We start from the raw sequence: 16897 nt of genomic DNA on the forward strand, positions 1-16897 counted from the left end.
GCAACAGTAATTACGCGGCGGGAAGTTCCGCCAGCGGCCAGCGCGGACGCACCGTCACGCCAAGCCCGACATCATGACCCGCTTTCAGGCGCACCATGCCCGCATAAGCGATCATCGCCCCGTTATCGGTACAAAATTCCGGGCGCGCATAGAACACTTCACCGCGACGTTTTTCCATCATCTGCCCCAGTTTCGCACGCAGCGTACGGTTAGCGCTGACGCCGCCCGCCATCACCAGCCGGGTAAAACCAGTTTGATCCAGCGCGCGCTTGCACTTAATCATCAGCGTATCGACCACCGCATCCTCAAAGGCGCGCGCGATATCTGCCCGGGTCTGATCGTCATTGCCACTATTACGAATGGTGTTAGCAGCAAAGGTCTTCAGGCCGGAGAAGCTGAAATCAAGCCCCGGTCGGTCGGTCATCGGACGCGGGAAGACAAAGCGCCCCTCTGTGCCTTGCGCCGCCATCTTCGACAGCATCGGCCCGCCCGGGTAATCAAGACCCAGTAGTTTGGCCGTTTTGTCGAACGCTTCGCCGGCAGCATCATCTATAGACTCGCCAAGCAGTTCATAATGACCGATGCCGGTCACGCTAATAAGCTGCGTGTGACCGCCGGAAACCAGCAGCGCGACAAACGGAAACGCAGGCGGGTTCTCTTCCAGCATCGGTGCCAGCAGGTGCCCTTCCATATGGTGTACGGCAATCGCCGGAACATCCCAGGCGAAGGCCAGCGAACGACCAATGGTTGCACCAACCAGCAGCGCGCCGACAAGGCCTGGCCCCGCGGTATAGGCCACTGCATCAATCTGTTTGGCCGTTAATCCGGCCTCTTTTATGGCGGCCTGAATCAGCGGCACGGTTTTGCGCACGTGGTCGCGGGAGGCAAGCTCCGGCACCACGCCGCCGTAATCGGCGTGCAGTTTTACCTGACTATAGAGTTGGTTAGCGAGAAGACCTTTCTGGTCGTCATAGATAGCGATGCCGGTTTCATCGCAGGATGTTTCAATACCCAGTACGCGCATGGCTCTGTTTACCTCTTTGCAATAGCGCGCAGTGTAGGGCGAATGGGGGGCGATGTAAAACTTTGCTCACTTGTGCAGCTGAGTTCGTGTATACTCCTCACCCTTACAAAAGTCCCCTTTCAAAAAGGGCGGCGGTGCTTTACAAAGCAGCACCAGTTGCAGTAAAATTCCGCACCATTTTGAAATAAGCTGGCGTGAACGCCAGCGGCAAACCGATTTAATCAAAGGTGAGAGGCACATGCCGGTAATTAAAGTACGTGAAAACGAGCCGTTCGACGTAGCTCTGCGTCGCTTCAAGCGTTCCTGCGAGAAAGCAGGTGTTCTGGCGGAAGTTCGTCGTCGTGAGTTCTATGAAAAACCGACTACCGAACGTAAACGCGCTAAAGCATCCGCTGTGAAACGTCACGCGAAGAAACTGGCTCGCGAAAACGCACGCCGTACTCGTCTGTACTAATTACTGAGGGCGAGCGCCCTCTGTGTTAGACCGAGTTGTAGTTGTAAGGCCGTGCTTCCGAAAGGAATGCGCGGCTTATTTTCGTTTATAACCTGATATAATTTTCGCCTTTTCAGCAACTTACCGCTGATGAGCATAACGAAAACTATATAAGATCAAAACGGGGCCTATGGCTGGACGAATCCCACGTGTTTTTATCAATGACCTGCTGGCACGTACCGACATCGTCGATCTTATCGACGCGCGCGTAAAGCTAAAAAAGCAGGGCAAGAACTACCACGCGTGCTGTCCATTCCATAACGAGAAAACCCCCTCTTTCACCGTAAACGGTGAAAAACAGTTTTACCACTGCTTTGGTTGTGGCGCGCACGGCAACGCCCTCGACTTTTTAATGAACTACGACAAGCTCGAGTTCGTCGAAAGCGTCGAAGAGCTGGCGGCAATGCACAACCTCGAAGTGCCGTTCGAAGCAGGCAGCGGACCGAGCCTGATAGAGCGCCATCAACGGCAAACACTCTATCAATTGATGGACGGGCTGAATGCTTTTTATCAGCAGTCGCTGACCCAATCCGCCGCAGAGCCTGCTCGTCAGTACCTCTCCAGGCGTGGTTTGAGCAGTGAAGTCATTACGCGATTCGCTATTGGTTACGCGCCGCCCGGTTGGGACAACGTTTTAAAGCGTTTCGGCAACAATAGCGAAAACCGCAAGTCGCTGATCGATGCAGGCATGCTGGTCACAAACGATCAAGGACGCAGTTACGATCGCTTCCGCGAGCGGGTGATGTTTCCGATTCGCGACAAGCGCGGCCGGGTGATTGGTTTTGGTGGACGCGTGCTGGGCAACGATACGCCCAAATACCTGAACTCCCCGGAAACGGATATTTTTCATAAGGGCCGCCAGCTATATGGCCTCTATGAAGCGCAGCAGGATAAGGATGAACCGCAGCGGCTGTTAGTTGTCGAAGGGTACATGGACGTGGTGGCGCTGGCGCAATATGGCATTAACTATGCCGTTGCATCGCTTGGCACCTCCACGACGGCGGATCATATTCAGCTGCTGTTCCGGGTGACCAAAAACGTCATCTGCTGTTACGACGGCGACCGTGCCGGCCGCGAAGCCGCATGGCGGGCGCTGGAAACCGCGCTGCCCTATATGAGCGATGGGCGTCAGCTGCGTTTTATGTTTCTGCCGGATGGCGAAGATCCGGATACGCTGGTGCGTAAAGAGGGCAAAGAGGCGTTCGAAGCGCGGATGGAGCAGGCTCAGCCTCTCTCCACGTTTCTGTTTAACAGCCTGTTGCCGAAGGCGGATCTCACCACGCCGGATGGGACAACGCAGCTTGCCGCGCTGGCACTGCCGTTGATCAACCAGGTGCCGGGCGAGACGCTGCGTATTCAGTTACGCCAGATCCTCGGCAACAAGATTGGCATTTTCGACGATGCACAGCTCGATCGATTAATGCCAAAGCAGGTGGAGAGCGCGGCGGCGCGCCCTGCCCCTCAGCTAAAACGCACAACCATGCGTATACTGATAGGGTTGTTGATCCAGAATCCGGAGCTTGCACCAAAAGTGCCTTCGCTGGCCGGTCTTGATCAATCCAGACTGCCCGGACTTGGCTTATTTGCAGAACTGGTCAACACTTGTTTGTCTCAACCTGGTCTGACAACTGGGCAGTTACTGGAACATTATCGCGGCACGAATGAGGCCGCAACCCTTGAAAAACTGTCAATGTGGGACGATATAGCAGATAAGGACATCGCTGAAAAAACCTTTACCGACGCGCTCAATCATATGTTTGATTCAATGCTTGAACGGCGACAAGAAGAGTTGATAGCTCGCGATCGCACGCACGGTCTAAGCAGCGAAGAACGCCGGGAGCTCTGGCAGTTGAACCAGGAGCTGGCTAAAAAATAAATTCAACGGCTTAAGTGCCGATAATCGTTCGGGTTGATCCCGACAGCCGCGACGAGGGCCAGCGGCAAAAATATAAATACACCCTCGCGTTAAATGTTGGCGGTTTATTTCGCTAACCGACACCAACCTCATGAATTTAAGTGTGGATACCGTCTTATGGAGCAAAACCCGCAGTCACAGCTGAAGCTTCTTGTTACCCGTGGTAAGGAGCAAGGCTATCTGACCTATGCCGAGGTCAATGACCATCTGCCGGAAGATATCGTCGACTCCGATCAGATCGAAGACATCATCCAAATGATCAACGACATGGGCATCCAGGTGATGGAAGAAGCGCCGGATGCTGATGATCTGTTGCTGGCTGAAAACTCCAACAACACAGACGAAGATGCTGAAGAAGCCGCTGCACAGGTTCTGTCCAGCGTAGAGTCTGAAATCGGACGAACTACCGACCCGGTGCGCATGTACATGCGCGAAATGGGCACCGTTGAACTGCTGACCCGTGAAGGCGAAATCGACATCGCCAAACGTATTGAAGACGGGATTAACCAGGTTCAGTGCTCCGTTGCCGAGTATCCGGAAGCTATCACCTACCTGCTGGAACAGTACGACCGTGTTGAAGCAGAGCAGGCTCGTCTCTCCGATCTGATCACCGGTTTCGTCGATCCGAACGCCGAAGAAGATATGGCGCCAACGGCGACCCACGTCGGCTCTGAGCTCTCCAGCGAAGAGATGGACGACGATGAAGATGAAGAAGAAGACGACAGCGATGACGACAGCGACGATGACAACAGCATCGACCCTGAGCTGGCACGTGAGAAATTCGCTGAACTGCGTACGCAGTACGAGCTGGCTCGCGACACAATCAAAGCAAAAGGACGCAGCCACGCTGCCGCACAGGAAGAGATCCTTAAGCTGTCTGAAGTCTTCAAGCAGTTCCGTCTGGTGCCGAAGCAGTTCGACTACCTGGTAAACAGCATGCGCGTGATGATGGATCGCGTACGTACCCAGGAACGCATCATCATGAAGCTGTGCGTTGAACAGTGCAAAATGCCGAAGAAAAACTTCATCACCCTCTTCACCGGTAATGAAACCAGCGAAACCTGGTTCAACGCCGCGCTGGCCATGAACAAACCGTGGTCTGAGAAGCTGAAAGATGTGACTGAAGAAGTGCAACGCGGCCTGATGAAGCTGCAGCAGATTGAAGAAGAGACCGGCCTGACGATTGAGCAGGTTAAAGATATCAACCGTCGTATGTCTATCGGCGAAGCGAAAGCGCGTCGTGCGAAGAAAGAGATGGTTGAAGCGAACTTGCGTCTGGTTATCTCTATCGCCAAGAAATATACCAACCGTGGTCTGCAGTTCCTCGATCTGATTCAGGAAGGGAACATCGGCCTGATGAAAGCGGTTGATAAGTTTGAATATCGCCGTGGTTACAAGTTCTCGACTTATGCAACCTGGTGGATCCGTCAGGCAATCACCCGCTCTATCGCGGATCAGGCGCGTACCATCCGTATTCCGGTGCATATGATTGAGACAATCAACAAGCTCAACCGTATCTCTCGCCAGATGCTGCAGGAGATGGGTCGTGAACCGACGCCGGAAGAGCTGGCTGAGCGTATGCTGATGCCGGAAGATAAGATCCGCAAAGTGCTGAAGATCGCCAAAGAGCCAATCTCCATGGAAACGCCGATTGGCGATGATGAAGATTCGCATCTGGGTGATTTTATCGAGGATACCACCCTCGAGCTGCCGCTGGACTCTGCAACCACCGAGAGCCTGCGCGCTGCAACGCACGATGTGCTGGCTGGCCTTACCGCTCGTGAAGCGAAGGTGCTGCGCATGCGTTTCGGTATCGACATGAATACCGACCATACGCTGGAAGAGGTGGGTAAACAGTTCGACGTTACCCGCGAACGTATCCGTCAGATCGAAGCGAAGGCATTGCGCAAACTGCGCCACCCGAGCCGCTCTGAAGTGCTGCGTAGCTTCCTCGACGATTAATCGTCACGCCAGACAAAAAAGCTCCCCGACGGGAGCTTTTTTTTCGCCTGTTATTTACAAGCCGCGCGATGCCAGCGCGTCATCAAGCTCGCGATAGGCTTCAACCAGTTTCTCTAACGACGCGCGGTTCAGGCCGCTGGGATTGGGCAGCACCCAGATTTGCGTCACGCCAATGGTCATCTCCTGCTTACCCCACTTCGCACCGCGCACGCTAAAGGCCTGCTCAAACGCCTGTTTGCCAAGCACCGCCAGCGCGGCGGGCTGATACTCCTCTATTTTATGTACCAGATCCCTGCCGCCGGTACGCAGCTCATGTAGCCCGACTTCCGTCGCCTGCACCGTCGGACGCTGCACCAGCATGGTAATGCCGCAGCGCGTATCCAGCAGATGGTGCTCATCCTCAGGGCGCAACTGCTGGTCGGTAAAGCCGGCCTGATGAATCACTTTCCAGAAGCGATTCCCCGGATGCGCAAAATGAAACCCCGTATGGGCAGAGGACTTCCCCGGATTAATGCCACAAAACACGACGCGCAGCCCCGGCGCCAGAATATCGTGGATCATGCTTTACTCCCGATTAGAAACGATAAACTTAAGTATAAGAGATTGAAAATGCGCTGTTTATAAAAACATCAGCCGGGCGATTCCTGCTGGATTGCGAAGGTAAGTTACTCTATAATTCACCGCCACGGCCCCTTAGCTCAGTGGTTAGAGCAGGCGACTCATAATCGCTTGGTCGTTGGTTCAAACCCAACAGGGGCCACCAAATTTCTCTATATAAATCAGCAAAATAAACCACTCCAGGGAGTGGTTTTTTTGTAGACGAAAATGCAAGTGTCCTCTTTTCGTCCCCTCATGTTGAGACTTCTATGTGCGAGGACAAAAAAGGTGCCTATATACACCTACCGGATTGAACGTATAGAATCTATCAACACAGGATGGAGAGGGAAGAGTGGAGAAGCTGCAATTATTTTATAATGACCCTTTAGAAGCTGGCTTAGCTTTGTTTGCGGCAGCATTGTTGTCGATATTCGGAGCCTTTATTAAGGACTGGTTGCTGAAACTATTTAGCGTTTTTTCGAAAGGTATGAAGGCGCGCAGTGTAGCAAGCAAGAAAAGGGTTTTTAAGCAGGCGCGCTTCTTACTGCGTGACCCGGTTTTACTCTCTTTATTCACATTTAGAGCAGTAAGGTCCAATTTATTATGGGTGACATCAAATATTTTGAGTATTCTGCTGCTTGTATATGCTCAGCAACAGATCAGTAATTTTAATTTTGATAGCATTACAAGAATGAGTCTTTTTGAGGCTCTTTTTGCCAACGATGCTGAAGTTACAGTGCTTTTCTATTATACGTTCTTAGGATCTATTACATTTCTTGCTACGTTAACCTCTGGCTATGTCTCCTCTGCAAGAAACCGCATATTGTATAAGGCGTATACTTCACGTCTAAAAAAATTAAGAGCCGGGATTGAATTACCCTAGTGTTTTTCGATCTAACCAGTGCCCGTATGCCGTTTGCCATGCGGCTGACTGATCAGCAAAAGGCTTTTCAGCTATGGGAAGCCATTGCTGCTTCCCGTGCGACCTGTCCAGATACCGGACATCCCAGTACTGCGCACGTGGCCAGAGAACATACCTGTTATCTGGCCAAAAGTTGTTAATCTGTGCGTCTCTCTTTTCGAGTTTCTGCCCCCTAGATAAGAAAATGAAAAGCGCGCCATCAATTTCAAATCGTCCCATCACCGCCCCGCTTCAATGCTGAATAACTGTATAAACATACAGAACATCATATGCGACATTTTTCAGTGATGCCAATCCTGTGTAAAGGAGGCAAACCCGCCATATGCTTGGCCCTGTGTTGAGTTTAAGTTTTCCTTTAAGCTCATATTAAGATCCATTTAACCGACCGAAAATTAATTTATCTAAATAAAAACAATGATTTATTAAAAATATCAGATCCTAATCTGATCCAACTAACTGAAAAAAAGTGAAATTCCTTTCATTCTTTTCAGTTCAGGATTCCCGGCACGCCGTCAGTGGTGGCGCGGGCTGGCAGGCTGGTTTGTAGAAAAACAAAACTGAAAATTTTTTGTGATCCAAAACTTGCAGGCAGGTGCGGTGTAGTGCCGTTTTTGTCTGCGACACATTTATTTTGTCGGCGTGCGGCTGCGCCTGCGTAACGGTGCTGGCGAGATCGTTTTAAGGTGTTCTTGATGGCGGGATGATGCTTCATGCGCCCACAGCGCGTTGCGTGGCGTCTGGCGTGGGGGTATAAAAAAGCCCGCATTGCGCGGGCTGGGATCAGGCGATTGTCTTCTGGTATTTGCTGCGGGTCTGCCCCGCCCTGGCAGCCACCTGCGTAAAAGCGCTCGCACTGGCTGGTGCACCAGTGCCGGGTCACCCGCTGCGATACCTCGGCGCGCTGCTGTTGCAGCTGCTCGTCCGGCTTCACGTCCGGCAGGCTTGTGCCCTCCGGCACGGTCTGGCGCACAAAGGACTTATCCGGCCTGCCGCCGGTGAAGGCCACCTCTACCAGTGTCCCTTCGAGCGGAAACGGGAACATGCCCGAATCATTCCCGGCCATTGGCTCGGGCAGCAGCACGGCAGAATAAACCGACGTACCGCTGTCGGGCCTGCCGTCTGCGTTAAGCAGTTGCACATTGACGGCATAACGTGGCAAGAATGGACCAGCAAACTTATCACTGCTGGCCGGTTCACTCACGGCCATCCCCCGCGCAAATTTTGGTAGGTGGATACCGCTGGCCAGCTCCGGGTAATCACTTTCAATCTGCCGCTGTGACGGTGTTTTTTGCAGGGGCGCGCCGCTGGCTTTTTCGCGCGGCACCCTAATGCTCGCTGTGGGGAGGTTGAAAAATGAAACTTAGCCAAATAAGTTCCGGGAAAATCACCTTTATAAAAACCATAGGCAAACGGAATCGCACTATCCCAATCGATAAGAGTTCGATGGCAAATATTCCCAGTAAGAATGGTGTCTTGTTTACGCCTTGTTATTATGCTTTTAGGAATGCACTTGAGAGAGCGAATATTGAGTTACCTCTGGGCCAGTTAACTCATGTATTACGTCACATTTTTGCAAGCCACTTCACGATGAATGGAGGCAATATACTAGTCACTCAAAGAATCTTAGGTCATACTGATATAAAAGTGACAATGAGATATGCTCATTTTGCGCCATCTCATTTAATTGAAGCTGTAACATTCAATCCATTATCCGATTCAGTGAAGAAGGACGTTAATGATGAACGATATAAGTTTTCAACAATACCTTGATTATTATATCAAACAAAACGAACCGAGATATGCTGTTCTAATCACTGGTGACTGGGGAATAGGTAAAACTTACCAAGTTATGAATGCATTGCCAATGGATCAAGTATGTTATATTAGTTTGTTCGGTTTAAACTCAACAAGCGAAATATATGCAAATGTATTTGCTGCAATGTACCCCAAAAGGAATGCTTTAAAGAGAACCGTGAATGCTGCTAAAGAGTCAGCGGCAGAATTGAATGGATTTACCCTTGCCGCAGGAACGATCATTAGTAGCCTTGCTGATGCCTTCATAAAAGAAGTTGTAGACAATACAAAAATAATAGTTTTTGACGACCTTGAAAGATGTTCAATAAAATTAAAAGACATCCTTGGCGCAATTAATAAATATGTAGAACATCACAAATGTCGTGTATTAGTTATAGCGCATGACTCAGAGATAGAATCAGAGTTTTTAGAAACTAAAGAAAAAATAATTGGTCACACAGTAAAAATTAAACCCCAAATAGATGATGCCGCAGATTCATTTTTTAACGAAACCTATAAATTAAAACATCTAGACCATCTAAAAAAAATAATAATTAACGCATTCAAGAACACTCAATGTCAGTCATTGCGCATTTTTAGGTATGTGATTAAAGACTGCGAAAGACTAGTAGCAACACTTCCCTATAGTCAATTACACAACCATGATGCTATGAATGAGGTTTTTAATACATTCTCTATAATGAATACAGCATGTAGGACAGGTATGATTTTTGCAGATGAGATAAAAAATCTCGACGCAGAGTTTACATCTATATCTTATTCCTTACCAACATCAAAAGGTGGCGAAGAAAATAAAAACCAAGGGGAAGAGCAAGAGCAAGAACTTAAGGAAAAAAGGTTATTAACTCTTTTTAATAAATTTTCCCAAGAGATTTTTCATGATGGTATATTTGATAATGAACTTATGTATTCAATGCTTATTGACGGCATATACCCCAAAAATAGAATAAGAGACAGAATTCAACAGTCAAGATACTTTAGAGTGGAAGCAAAAAAAGAAATTCCAGCGTGGGTAAAAATCCAAAGTTTTGACTACACTGATGATAATATTGTTGATAGTGCTGTCGGTGAATTACTTAGTCAATTTGAAAATAGAGAAATAACTGACCTTGGAACGATGCTACATATGTTTCATTTAATGTTTTTAATGTCGTCTATTAATGTGATTGATGAATGCTTCGAAGAAGTAGTAAATGAATGCAAAGCATATATAGATGATCTTGTGACTACCAATAATTTGAACTATGAAAATAACATAGGAAATTTTTATAGCATTCATTCCGATTCTGGTGCCCATGGGCATAGTTTTTGGCTAGATGAGCAGTATAAGAGATTCATTAATGAAGTTAGATTATACCTTGGTCAAAAACAAAAAGAAGCATTGCGCAACAACTATCCTCAATTTGCCAAAGAGATAATGTATGCTTTAGATAATGATCTTCATAAATTCAACCAACTTCTAATTGGTGATGGTTCAACATGGGGTAAATACTCAGGCATTGACGTCCTTACGATAATTCCTCCCGATGATTTTGTTCTATCATGGTTATGCCGCCCTTATGAGGAATGGGATAAGGTCAGAAATATACTTATAAACCGATATACGAGGGGGGGGATGTCTAATTTAGTTAATGAGAAGGAGTGGTTATATGCGGTAGGTGTAACACTTAAACTTGAGGCCATGAAGATGAAAGGTTTTGAAAGAATTAGAATAGAAAGGCTATTTCCAACACGCGCACTAAGCCAGATATAGTGTCGCAACAACTTAAGAGTACTGGCCTTTATTAGGGGATATTGGTTTTATAACTTGCTGATTTTCAAGTAAGTGGTTGATTTTCAAGTATCGGTTATGGTTCTCATAATCGCTTGGTCGTTGGTTCAAACCCAACAGGGGCCACCAAATTTTAGCATTAAAATCATATAATTAAGCCACTCGACAGAGTGGCTTTTTTGTTTCTTGTTTACCGACTGTCGCAAAAGTGTCGCATGATGTTTTGAGAATTCCTTTTCATAGCCCAGCGTCTTACTCTGTCTTTCTTTTACAAAGCAAAAGGGGGTCACGTTAGCACGTAACCCCCTGATATCGATGATGAGTTGTGTACTGAAAAACCCGCTTAAGCGAATTCATCTCCATCGATAATCGCCAGCACCCTGTCCAGATAGGTTTTACTCATCTTGCTTTCCGTTGCCTCACGCAGGTATTTCGGAATACGTTCAACAAACTCAGAGCGAGAAAGCGGTTGATGCTCGACCAATGCTTCAATCATTGCAGGACGCAGCAACTTGCTCTCATCGGCAATATAGGGACACTCAACATCAATGACCTCGCGGGCAAATCTTTCAAGACGTAATCTGAGTGGCTCACTATGGTCGCTAAAATCCGCAATATTGTTACTTGCGGTTTGCCCTTCAACAACCAGCTGTGCGATAGCGTGCTCTTCAGAGTACTCCTCTTCCGCAACCGTGGTTTTTAACCGATTTAACTCGCGAACGATGGGCTCGAGGATCTCATCAGGATTGCAGAACCAGTCTGTGGACCAGATACGACGAATTCTCCACCCTAAGCCCTCCAGCACGTCCTGACGCAGGCGATCTCTGTCGCGAGCTGACTTAGCAGAGTGATAGGTCGCACCATCACACTCAATACCCATCAAATAGCGCCCCTGCTTACCGGGATCGCGCACCGCAATATCAATAAAGAATCCGGCTACGCCAACCTGGGGTTCACAGCGGAAACCAGCATTCTCCAGCGCTGTAATAACAGAGACTTCGAAATCACTGTCCGGCGCTTTACCCGTGTGGTGTGCAAGCCCGTCCATATTGCCTTTTTCTGCAAAGTGCAGAAAGCCACGCAGCGCCTGCACACCGCGCTTAGATGTCTCTGTTACCTGGATATCCTCCGAGCGCATTGAGCTGAACACATGCATCCGCTTTTTAGAACGCGTGAAGAGTACGTTCAGGCGACGCCAGCCAACATCGGAGTTGATCGGGCCAAAGCGTTGGTACACTTTGCCATCGACCTCGCCCGGCCCATAAGTGAAGGAGATGAAAATAACGTCGCGTTCATCACCCTGAACGTTCTCTAGGTTTTTAATAAACAGCGCATCGCTTTTCATTCTTAACCGATCAATCGCGGCCTCAGCTTGCGTATCTTCACGGCATATTTCATCAATCGACCGTTCAATCTGTTCACGCTGCTTTGAGTTCATCGCCACGATGCCTAAGGATTCGTCAGGCGAATTGGTCGCATGTAAAGCCACAGCCCTGGCGATAACGCGCGCTTCTTCAATATTGTGCTGGTTAATGAAGCGACCATTTTTAACGAAGCTGAACTTAACGCCATACTCCGGGGCATGAGCGTTCGGGGAAGGGAAAACCACCAAATCGCTGTTATAAAAATGGCGATTAGAGTAAGCAATCAGGCTCTCATGTTGAGAGCGATAGTGCCATCTCAAACGGCGCATTTTGAACAGAGGTAACGAGGCATCCAGAATACTGTCCGTTTGGCTGACCGCGGCCGTGTCATCATCGTCATCATCAATGCCCGCGCGATCAAAGAAGCTCGTTGGCGGCAGCTGTTTCGGGTCACCCACCACGATAATTTGCTTACCGCGCGCGATAACACCCAACGCATCTTCCGGCTTAACCTGTGAGGCTTCATCCATCACCACAAGATCAAACTCGATATCGCCTGGCTGAAGATAATTAGCCGCCGACATTGGCCCCATCATAAAGCAAGGCTTCAGCTGAAGCAGAGCACGGCCGGCGCGATTAATCAGTTGGCGAATCGGAATATGACGCATCTTCTTACCCGTCTCATTCAGGATAAGCGCCATTTCGGTATAGTCGGCTTTTCGTCCTCCTGACGCGCCGGGGGGAACGGGATTGCTCGCAATAACCGCCGCGATGCGCTCACGCTGCAAGCGCTGTAGCGCCCGGTCATAGTCACGAAACGTTTTTTGCATCGCGCTGCGGCTATTACCAGACACCCGGAGGAGATGCGGACGTTCAGTCGCGATTTCGCGGGCGAGCTGATCGAAAATAGCGACTTCCAGGCCGGTATCGATATCCTCAATAGTCAGCGTATGGCTCATGATTGCGTCACGAATACGCTGCAGCCCGCTATTTTCAATATCCTGAGAGATACGAATGAAGTTAAGCCAGCCATTCAGCCAGCGGGGCTTAGCGATCGCCTCTTCGTTGCAGGCGATTAATGCAGAGAGACGATTTTCACACCGTTGATGCCACTGCTCGCTATTAAGCTGCGTTTCCTGCGCAAAGTGACTCTGACGGTCAGTTTGCAGCTGCCACTTCTGCTGAAGAGCACGAAGAGAGTGTTGCAGTTCGCGGTACTCATCTGCGCCGGGTAACCGTTGGATGGCCGCAACCAAATCAGCATCCTGAACGTTTTCCCCCATCTGTTCTGCAAAAGTAAGGGTATTGCCCATGACCTTGAGCGTGTGCGCATTATCTTTATCTGCGCCAAACAGGAGTGAATCCGCCGCTGAAAAAATGGTGCCGGGCAACCGATCAACAGATAAGCAAGCCTGTCTGTTATGTATCTGACGCAACACGGTTATCTTTTCATTTACCGTATTCAGCGCAAGCTGCTCAGTGCTGAACCACTGCTGAATGGGCGTCAGTGCAGCGGTCAGTTTCTCAATAAGCGGCAGTAAGATACTCTTTTCGCCCGCAAGGCTTTGCTCACCTTCAGAGTCAAAGTGTGCTGAAGCGAAGGTTTCCTCGTAGCTTTTTAACTTATCAAGATGTTGAGAAATCTGCGCATCGACACCCTGCTGCTTAAGTTGCTGTATTCCTTTTAGTATCTGGCTATCCAGCGTCAATAGAGCGCCACCAATGGCAACATTAGCACCGAAGCCGATCCCCCAGACGCTGCGCACTCCGCTGTACCACTCCCGAATCTGCCGGAGCTGGCTCGGATCGGTCTCCAGCCCTCGATAGAGCTCGCCGAAGATCTGCTCAAAATTGCGCGCCTCAAACTCATCGCGTTCCTGCACATACTGGCGGAGGACCGGCAATTCGTCATACAGCGTTTTCCATTTTGCATTAGGCTCGCTGGATAAACCGATCAGCGTATTTTTCGCTTCGCGCCATGAGCCGCTTAACCAGCTAAACAGGCCCGAGTTGTGCAGGATGTTTTCGATCGTTTTTAGCTGCTCACCATCTGCCACTTTATTCAGCGTAAAGCGCGCCTTGAGCTGGTCGCGCAGTGCATGCAACGAGACCAGCCGCTGATTGAGATCTTCAATGTGTGGCTCGATATCTTCATCATCAAACCTGTCATGTCTGTATCTCACCAGTTCGCTCGGCAATTTGGAGGCGACATGAATGAACGTGGCTATTTGCTGCAGGCCCGCAGGCGTTATTGAGAATCTATCAGCAACAGCAGAGGGCAACGATTCCAGTAATGGGGCGAGATGCTCTTTGTCAGCAGCAAAGGCAGTTTGCAGTTGCGCTAAACCACGAATCAGGAGAACCACATCCGCAAGCGTTGTTGCCCCATCCAGACCAAAGATTTTGGTGATATCCGGAAAGTCCGGGACTGGATTTCCCTCTTCGAGGAAACGCAGTTTTTCAGGCATTAAATCGCCTGCTACCTGATGGTAATCCGCCTGAACGGCACTGAAATCATTTAACCAGCTTTTCAGACTCTCAATGTTGTTGCTATCAAGCCGGGTATAAGCCTGGAAATCGGCTTCTGCAGGAAGTTCCGGAAGTTGGTCGCACAGCGCTACCAGCTGCGTTTGCCAGCTTAATTCGTCACAATGCGAAGCAGTAATCGAATACCTGGCGAGAAAACCTGCAAGTGCCTGCTGCCAGGCAATTAGCGCCTCATTCCACTCCTTAAGCAGTGAAACAACTCTTTCACTGTCGAAAAGCTGGATATCAGTGTTGTTAACGCCATACCAGGGGTGCTCCCACAGCTCCGCTTGCTGACCGACCTGCTGACGAAACTCCACGACAACGTCTTTAAACTCTTTGATCTGGTCACGTAGCCTTAACTGCGCCACGCGATCCAGTTTTTGACCGGACAGGTTTTCTATATGTAGCAGTGTGGGATCGATGCCCAGCTCGCGTCGATAACGCGTCGCGCCGGTCAAAATTTGGTGAATAGTCAGCCCGGTAAGCTTCCAGCTCTCATTAATTTCCTGAGCGTAGCTGTTTAACTGATTCTTTAAATCTTCATAGCGAGAGATCTCGGCATCAATTTGCGCCGGCATTTTTTGCAATGCCGGGTTATGCAGCCGTTTTTGGATGTCTTCTAACACCTTACGCTTGTGCGATTTATGGCTGTGCAGCTCAAGGCAAAAATCACCCAGCCCTGCTTTATCGAGTCGGTGTTTAACAACCTCTAATGCCGCAAGCTTTTCCGCAACAAAAAGCACCTTCTTGCCATTCAGCATTGCCGCGGCAATCAGGTTGGTAATGGTTTGTGATTTGCCCGTGCCTGGAGGGCCTTCGATAACCAGATTCTCGCCATTTACCGCATCAATCAGTGCGCTATGTTGTGAGCTATCCGCATCAAAAATAAGCGGAAATTGTTGATGAATATTATCGAGAGTATCAATGTGATATTCGCTGGATAAACTTTCTGAACCGGAATGTTCTCCCGTCTGCGAAGTAAAAAGACGTTTGATCACCTCATGATTCAGTAAGTTTTTACCGCCCTGTGGCCAGCGCTCTGGATCAAGATCGAGATACATCAGCATCTTGCTGAAGTTTAATAAGCTCAATGCCCCATAGCGGCGCACTTTCCAGCGCGGCTTGTTCGTTTCGGTAATCGCCTCTATTTGCTGGAAATAGGTTTCCGGTAACGTCTCCTCATCCAGCCCAGGTAGTGCAAAACCAAAATCAGCCTGCAATTTCTCCTGCAACGACAGGTTAGGGATAATATCTTCCCCGGTATAACGCAGGTGGTAGCGATAGAGGCCCGCTTGTGGATCGAGTTTACCTTTTTCCAGCGTTACGGGAACGGTAAAGAGCGGAGCAAGGCGGGGCTTATCTGAATCATCACTTTCATACCATTCAAGAAAGCCAAGGGACAAATAGAGAATACCCGCACCGGTCTCTTCAATCGCTACCTGTGCTTTACCGTGGATAGAGCGCAGTACGGCCTCCAGATCGGCCGGGTAATAAAGCGTCTGTATTTCATTATTCGCTTCAGTCTCCTGCACTAATGGCTTACGCAACGGCTTGCCCGCTTTCGTATCGCGCTCAAACTCACCAATATCTTTGTAGCCAAGCTGGATAAGTAGGGAATCCAGACGCTCAGCAGGAAGGCCGGATTTAGCCTCCGTATTACTGACGCCGGCCAAAGAGCCGCCGTTTTCCTTCAAGTGGATGAGAATAAGATCGCGCGCTTTAACCACCAGTTCATAATCTTCCGGGGAAATAGCACTCTGCGCGCCGCTCGGTAATTCATAGTCGGTATTAATGCCCAGCTTACCCGCCCACGTTTTCGCATCGGGCATAGGTTTTGTCGCTTTTTCCTCGGCTGAAGGCACGTTTTTATCCAGATAACCAAACTGCTGTAACTGCGCTTTGGTTGGATCCGGAACAGGAGCAAACTGCATAACCTGTTCTGATTTGAGGGTTTGAAAAAGCTGATCGGGTAGCGCGTTGATGATACGCAGCGAAGAGTGTTTTTGATTAATTGGAAAATTTAATAACCTGTTTCGCGAGGTCAAATCCAACAATTTGCGCCGCATATCCTCAAGCGACTTGAGAATATATTCTTTGGATTCACCATCGAGTGAAGAAGAGTATTCCGCCATATCAAACCCTGTAGATCATCAGCAAAAGGATAACCAGAACTTACCAAAACTTCTGGTTCCAACACCTGACAGGAATAAAAGTTATGTCGCTTGCGATCGTTCTGTATGTATCAGCAAGCCATGTTTATTACTGACGATGCTAAATTCAAAAAGAGACCTCACCGCGAAAAGGCTGATTCAAGCAGAAAGCCCCATCCGGTAAGCGTCGGGATAGCAAAATCATACCTTGGGCGACGCTGAATACAAGAAAATCCTTAACAATAAAGGGCTAACAAAGAGCACAGGCTTCAGATTTAACTTAATCATATAAAACATATAACAAAGCTGTTTGAGTGAATTAGAGATATTAACCAGGCATGAGGCTGAGCAAAAA

General features: G+C 49.0%; 8 protein-coding genes, 1 tRNA gene and 2 pseudogenes. 7 read left to right on the forward strand and 4 right to left on the reverse strand.

The window, feature by feature from the left end; translation table 11 throughout:
• Window positions 1–10: 10 nt before the first annotated feature.
• Window positions 11–1024, reverse strand: coding sequence for a tRNA (adenosine(37)-N6)-threonylcarbamoyltransferase complex transferase subunit TsaD (tsaD, locus tag BWI95_RS06860; protein WP_042717958.1), 1014 nt, complete (start codon window positions 1022–1024; stop codon window positions 11–13).
• Window positions 1025–1262: 238 nt separating this feature from the next.
• Between tsaD and rpsU the strand changes: the two genes are divergently transcribed.
• The 3 genes from rpsU to rpoD all read left to right on the forward strand — a co-directional run bounded on the left by rpsU (window position 1263) and on the right by rpoD (window position 5394).
• Window positions 1263–1478, forward strand: coding sequence for a 30S ribosomal protein S21 (gene rpsU / locus BWI95_RS06865; protein WP_001144069.1), 216 nt, complete (start codon window positions 1263–1265; stop codon window positions 1476–1478).
• A gap of 169 nt (window positions 1479–1647) precedes the next feature.
• Complete coding sequence (dnaG, locus tag BWI95_RS06870; RefSeq protein ID WP_023481053.1) at window positions 1648–3393, forward strand: DNA primase; 1746 nt, start codon at window positions 1648–1650, stop codon at window positions 3391–3393.
• 156 nt (window positions 3394–3549) lie between these two features.
• Window positions 3550–5394, forward strand: coding sequence for an RNA polymerase sigma factor RpoD (gene rpoD, locus BWI95_RS06875; protein WP_042715572.1), 1845 nt, complete (start codon window positions 3550–3552; stop codon window positions 5392–5394).
• A gap of 54 nt (window positions 5395–5448) precedes the next feature.
• Here the strand turns inward: rpoD and mug are convergent, their stop codons facing one another.
• Window positions 5449–5955, reverse strand: a complete 507-nt coding sequence (gene mug / locus BWI95_RS06880; protein WP_054803008.1) for a G/U mismatch-specific DNA glycosylase — start codon at window positions 5953–5955, stop codon at window positions 5449–5451.
• Between the two features lie 126 nt (window positions 5956–6081).
• Between mug and BWI95_RS06885 the strand changes: the two genes are divergently transcribed.
• Window positions 6082–6157 (forward strand) — tRNA-Ile (locus BWI95_RS06885).
• Between the two features lie 186 nt (window positions 6158–6343).
• On the forward strand, window positions 6344–6874 hold the full coding sequence (locus tag BWI95_RS06890; protein ID WP_076769225.1) for a hypothetical protein: 531 nt from the start codon (window positions 6344–6346) through the stop codon (window positions 6872–6874).
• 910 nt (window positions 6875–7784) lie between these two features.
• Here BWI95_RS06890 and BWI95_RS23520 read toward each other — a convergent pair.
• Window positions 7785–8234: pseudogene (locus BWI95_RS23520) on the reverse strand (hypothetical protein); the annotation flags it as partial.
• Between the two features lie 29 nt (window positions 8235–8263).
• Here BWI95_RS23520 and BWI95_RS06905 point away from each other — a divergent pair.
• Together BWI95_RS06905 and BWI95_RS06910 are read left to right on the forward strand one after the other, a co-directional pair.
• Window positions 8264–8683, forward strand: a pseudogene (locus tag BWI95_RS06905) (tyrosine-type recombinase/integrase); the annotation flags it as partial.
• Window positions 8649–10481: a P-loop NTPase family protein gene (locus BWI95_RS06910; RefSeq protein ID WP_156884897.1), complete on the forward strand. Its 1833-nt coding sequence runs from the start codon at window positions 8649–8651 to the stop codon at window positions 10479–10481. The pseudogene BWI95_RS06905 and the gene BWI95_RS06910, both read left to right, overlap by 35 nt.
• Before the next feature lie 361 nt (window positions 10482–10842).
• On the opposite strand, the gene hhe is transcribed toward BWI95_RS06910, so the two are convergent.
• Complete coding sequence (gene hhe / locus BWI95_RS06915; protein WP_076769227.1) at window positions 10843–16524, reverse strand: DUF4011 domain-containing anti-phage protein Hhe; 5682 nt, start codon at window positions 16522–16524, stop codon at window positions 10843–10845.
• Between the last annotated feature and the right edge of the window lie 373 nt (window positions 16525–16897).

The organism is Kosakonia cowanii JCM 10956 = DSM 18146 (assembly GCF_001975225.1).
Lineage (GTDB): Bacteria > Pseudomonadota > Gammaproteobacteria > Enterobacterales > Enterobacteriaceae > Kosakonia > Kosakonia cowanii.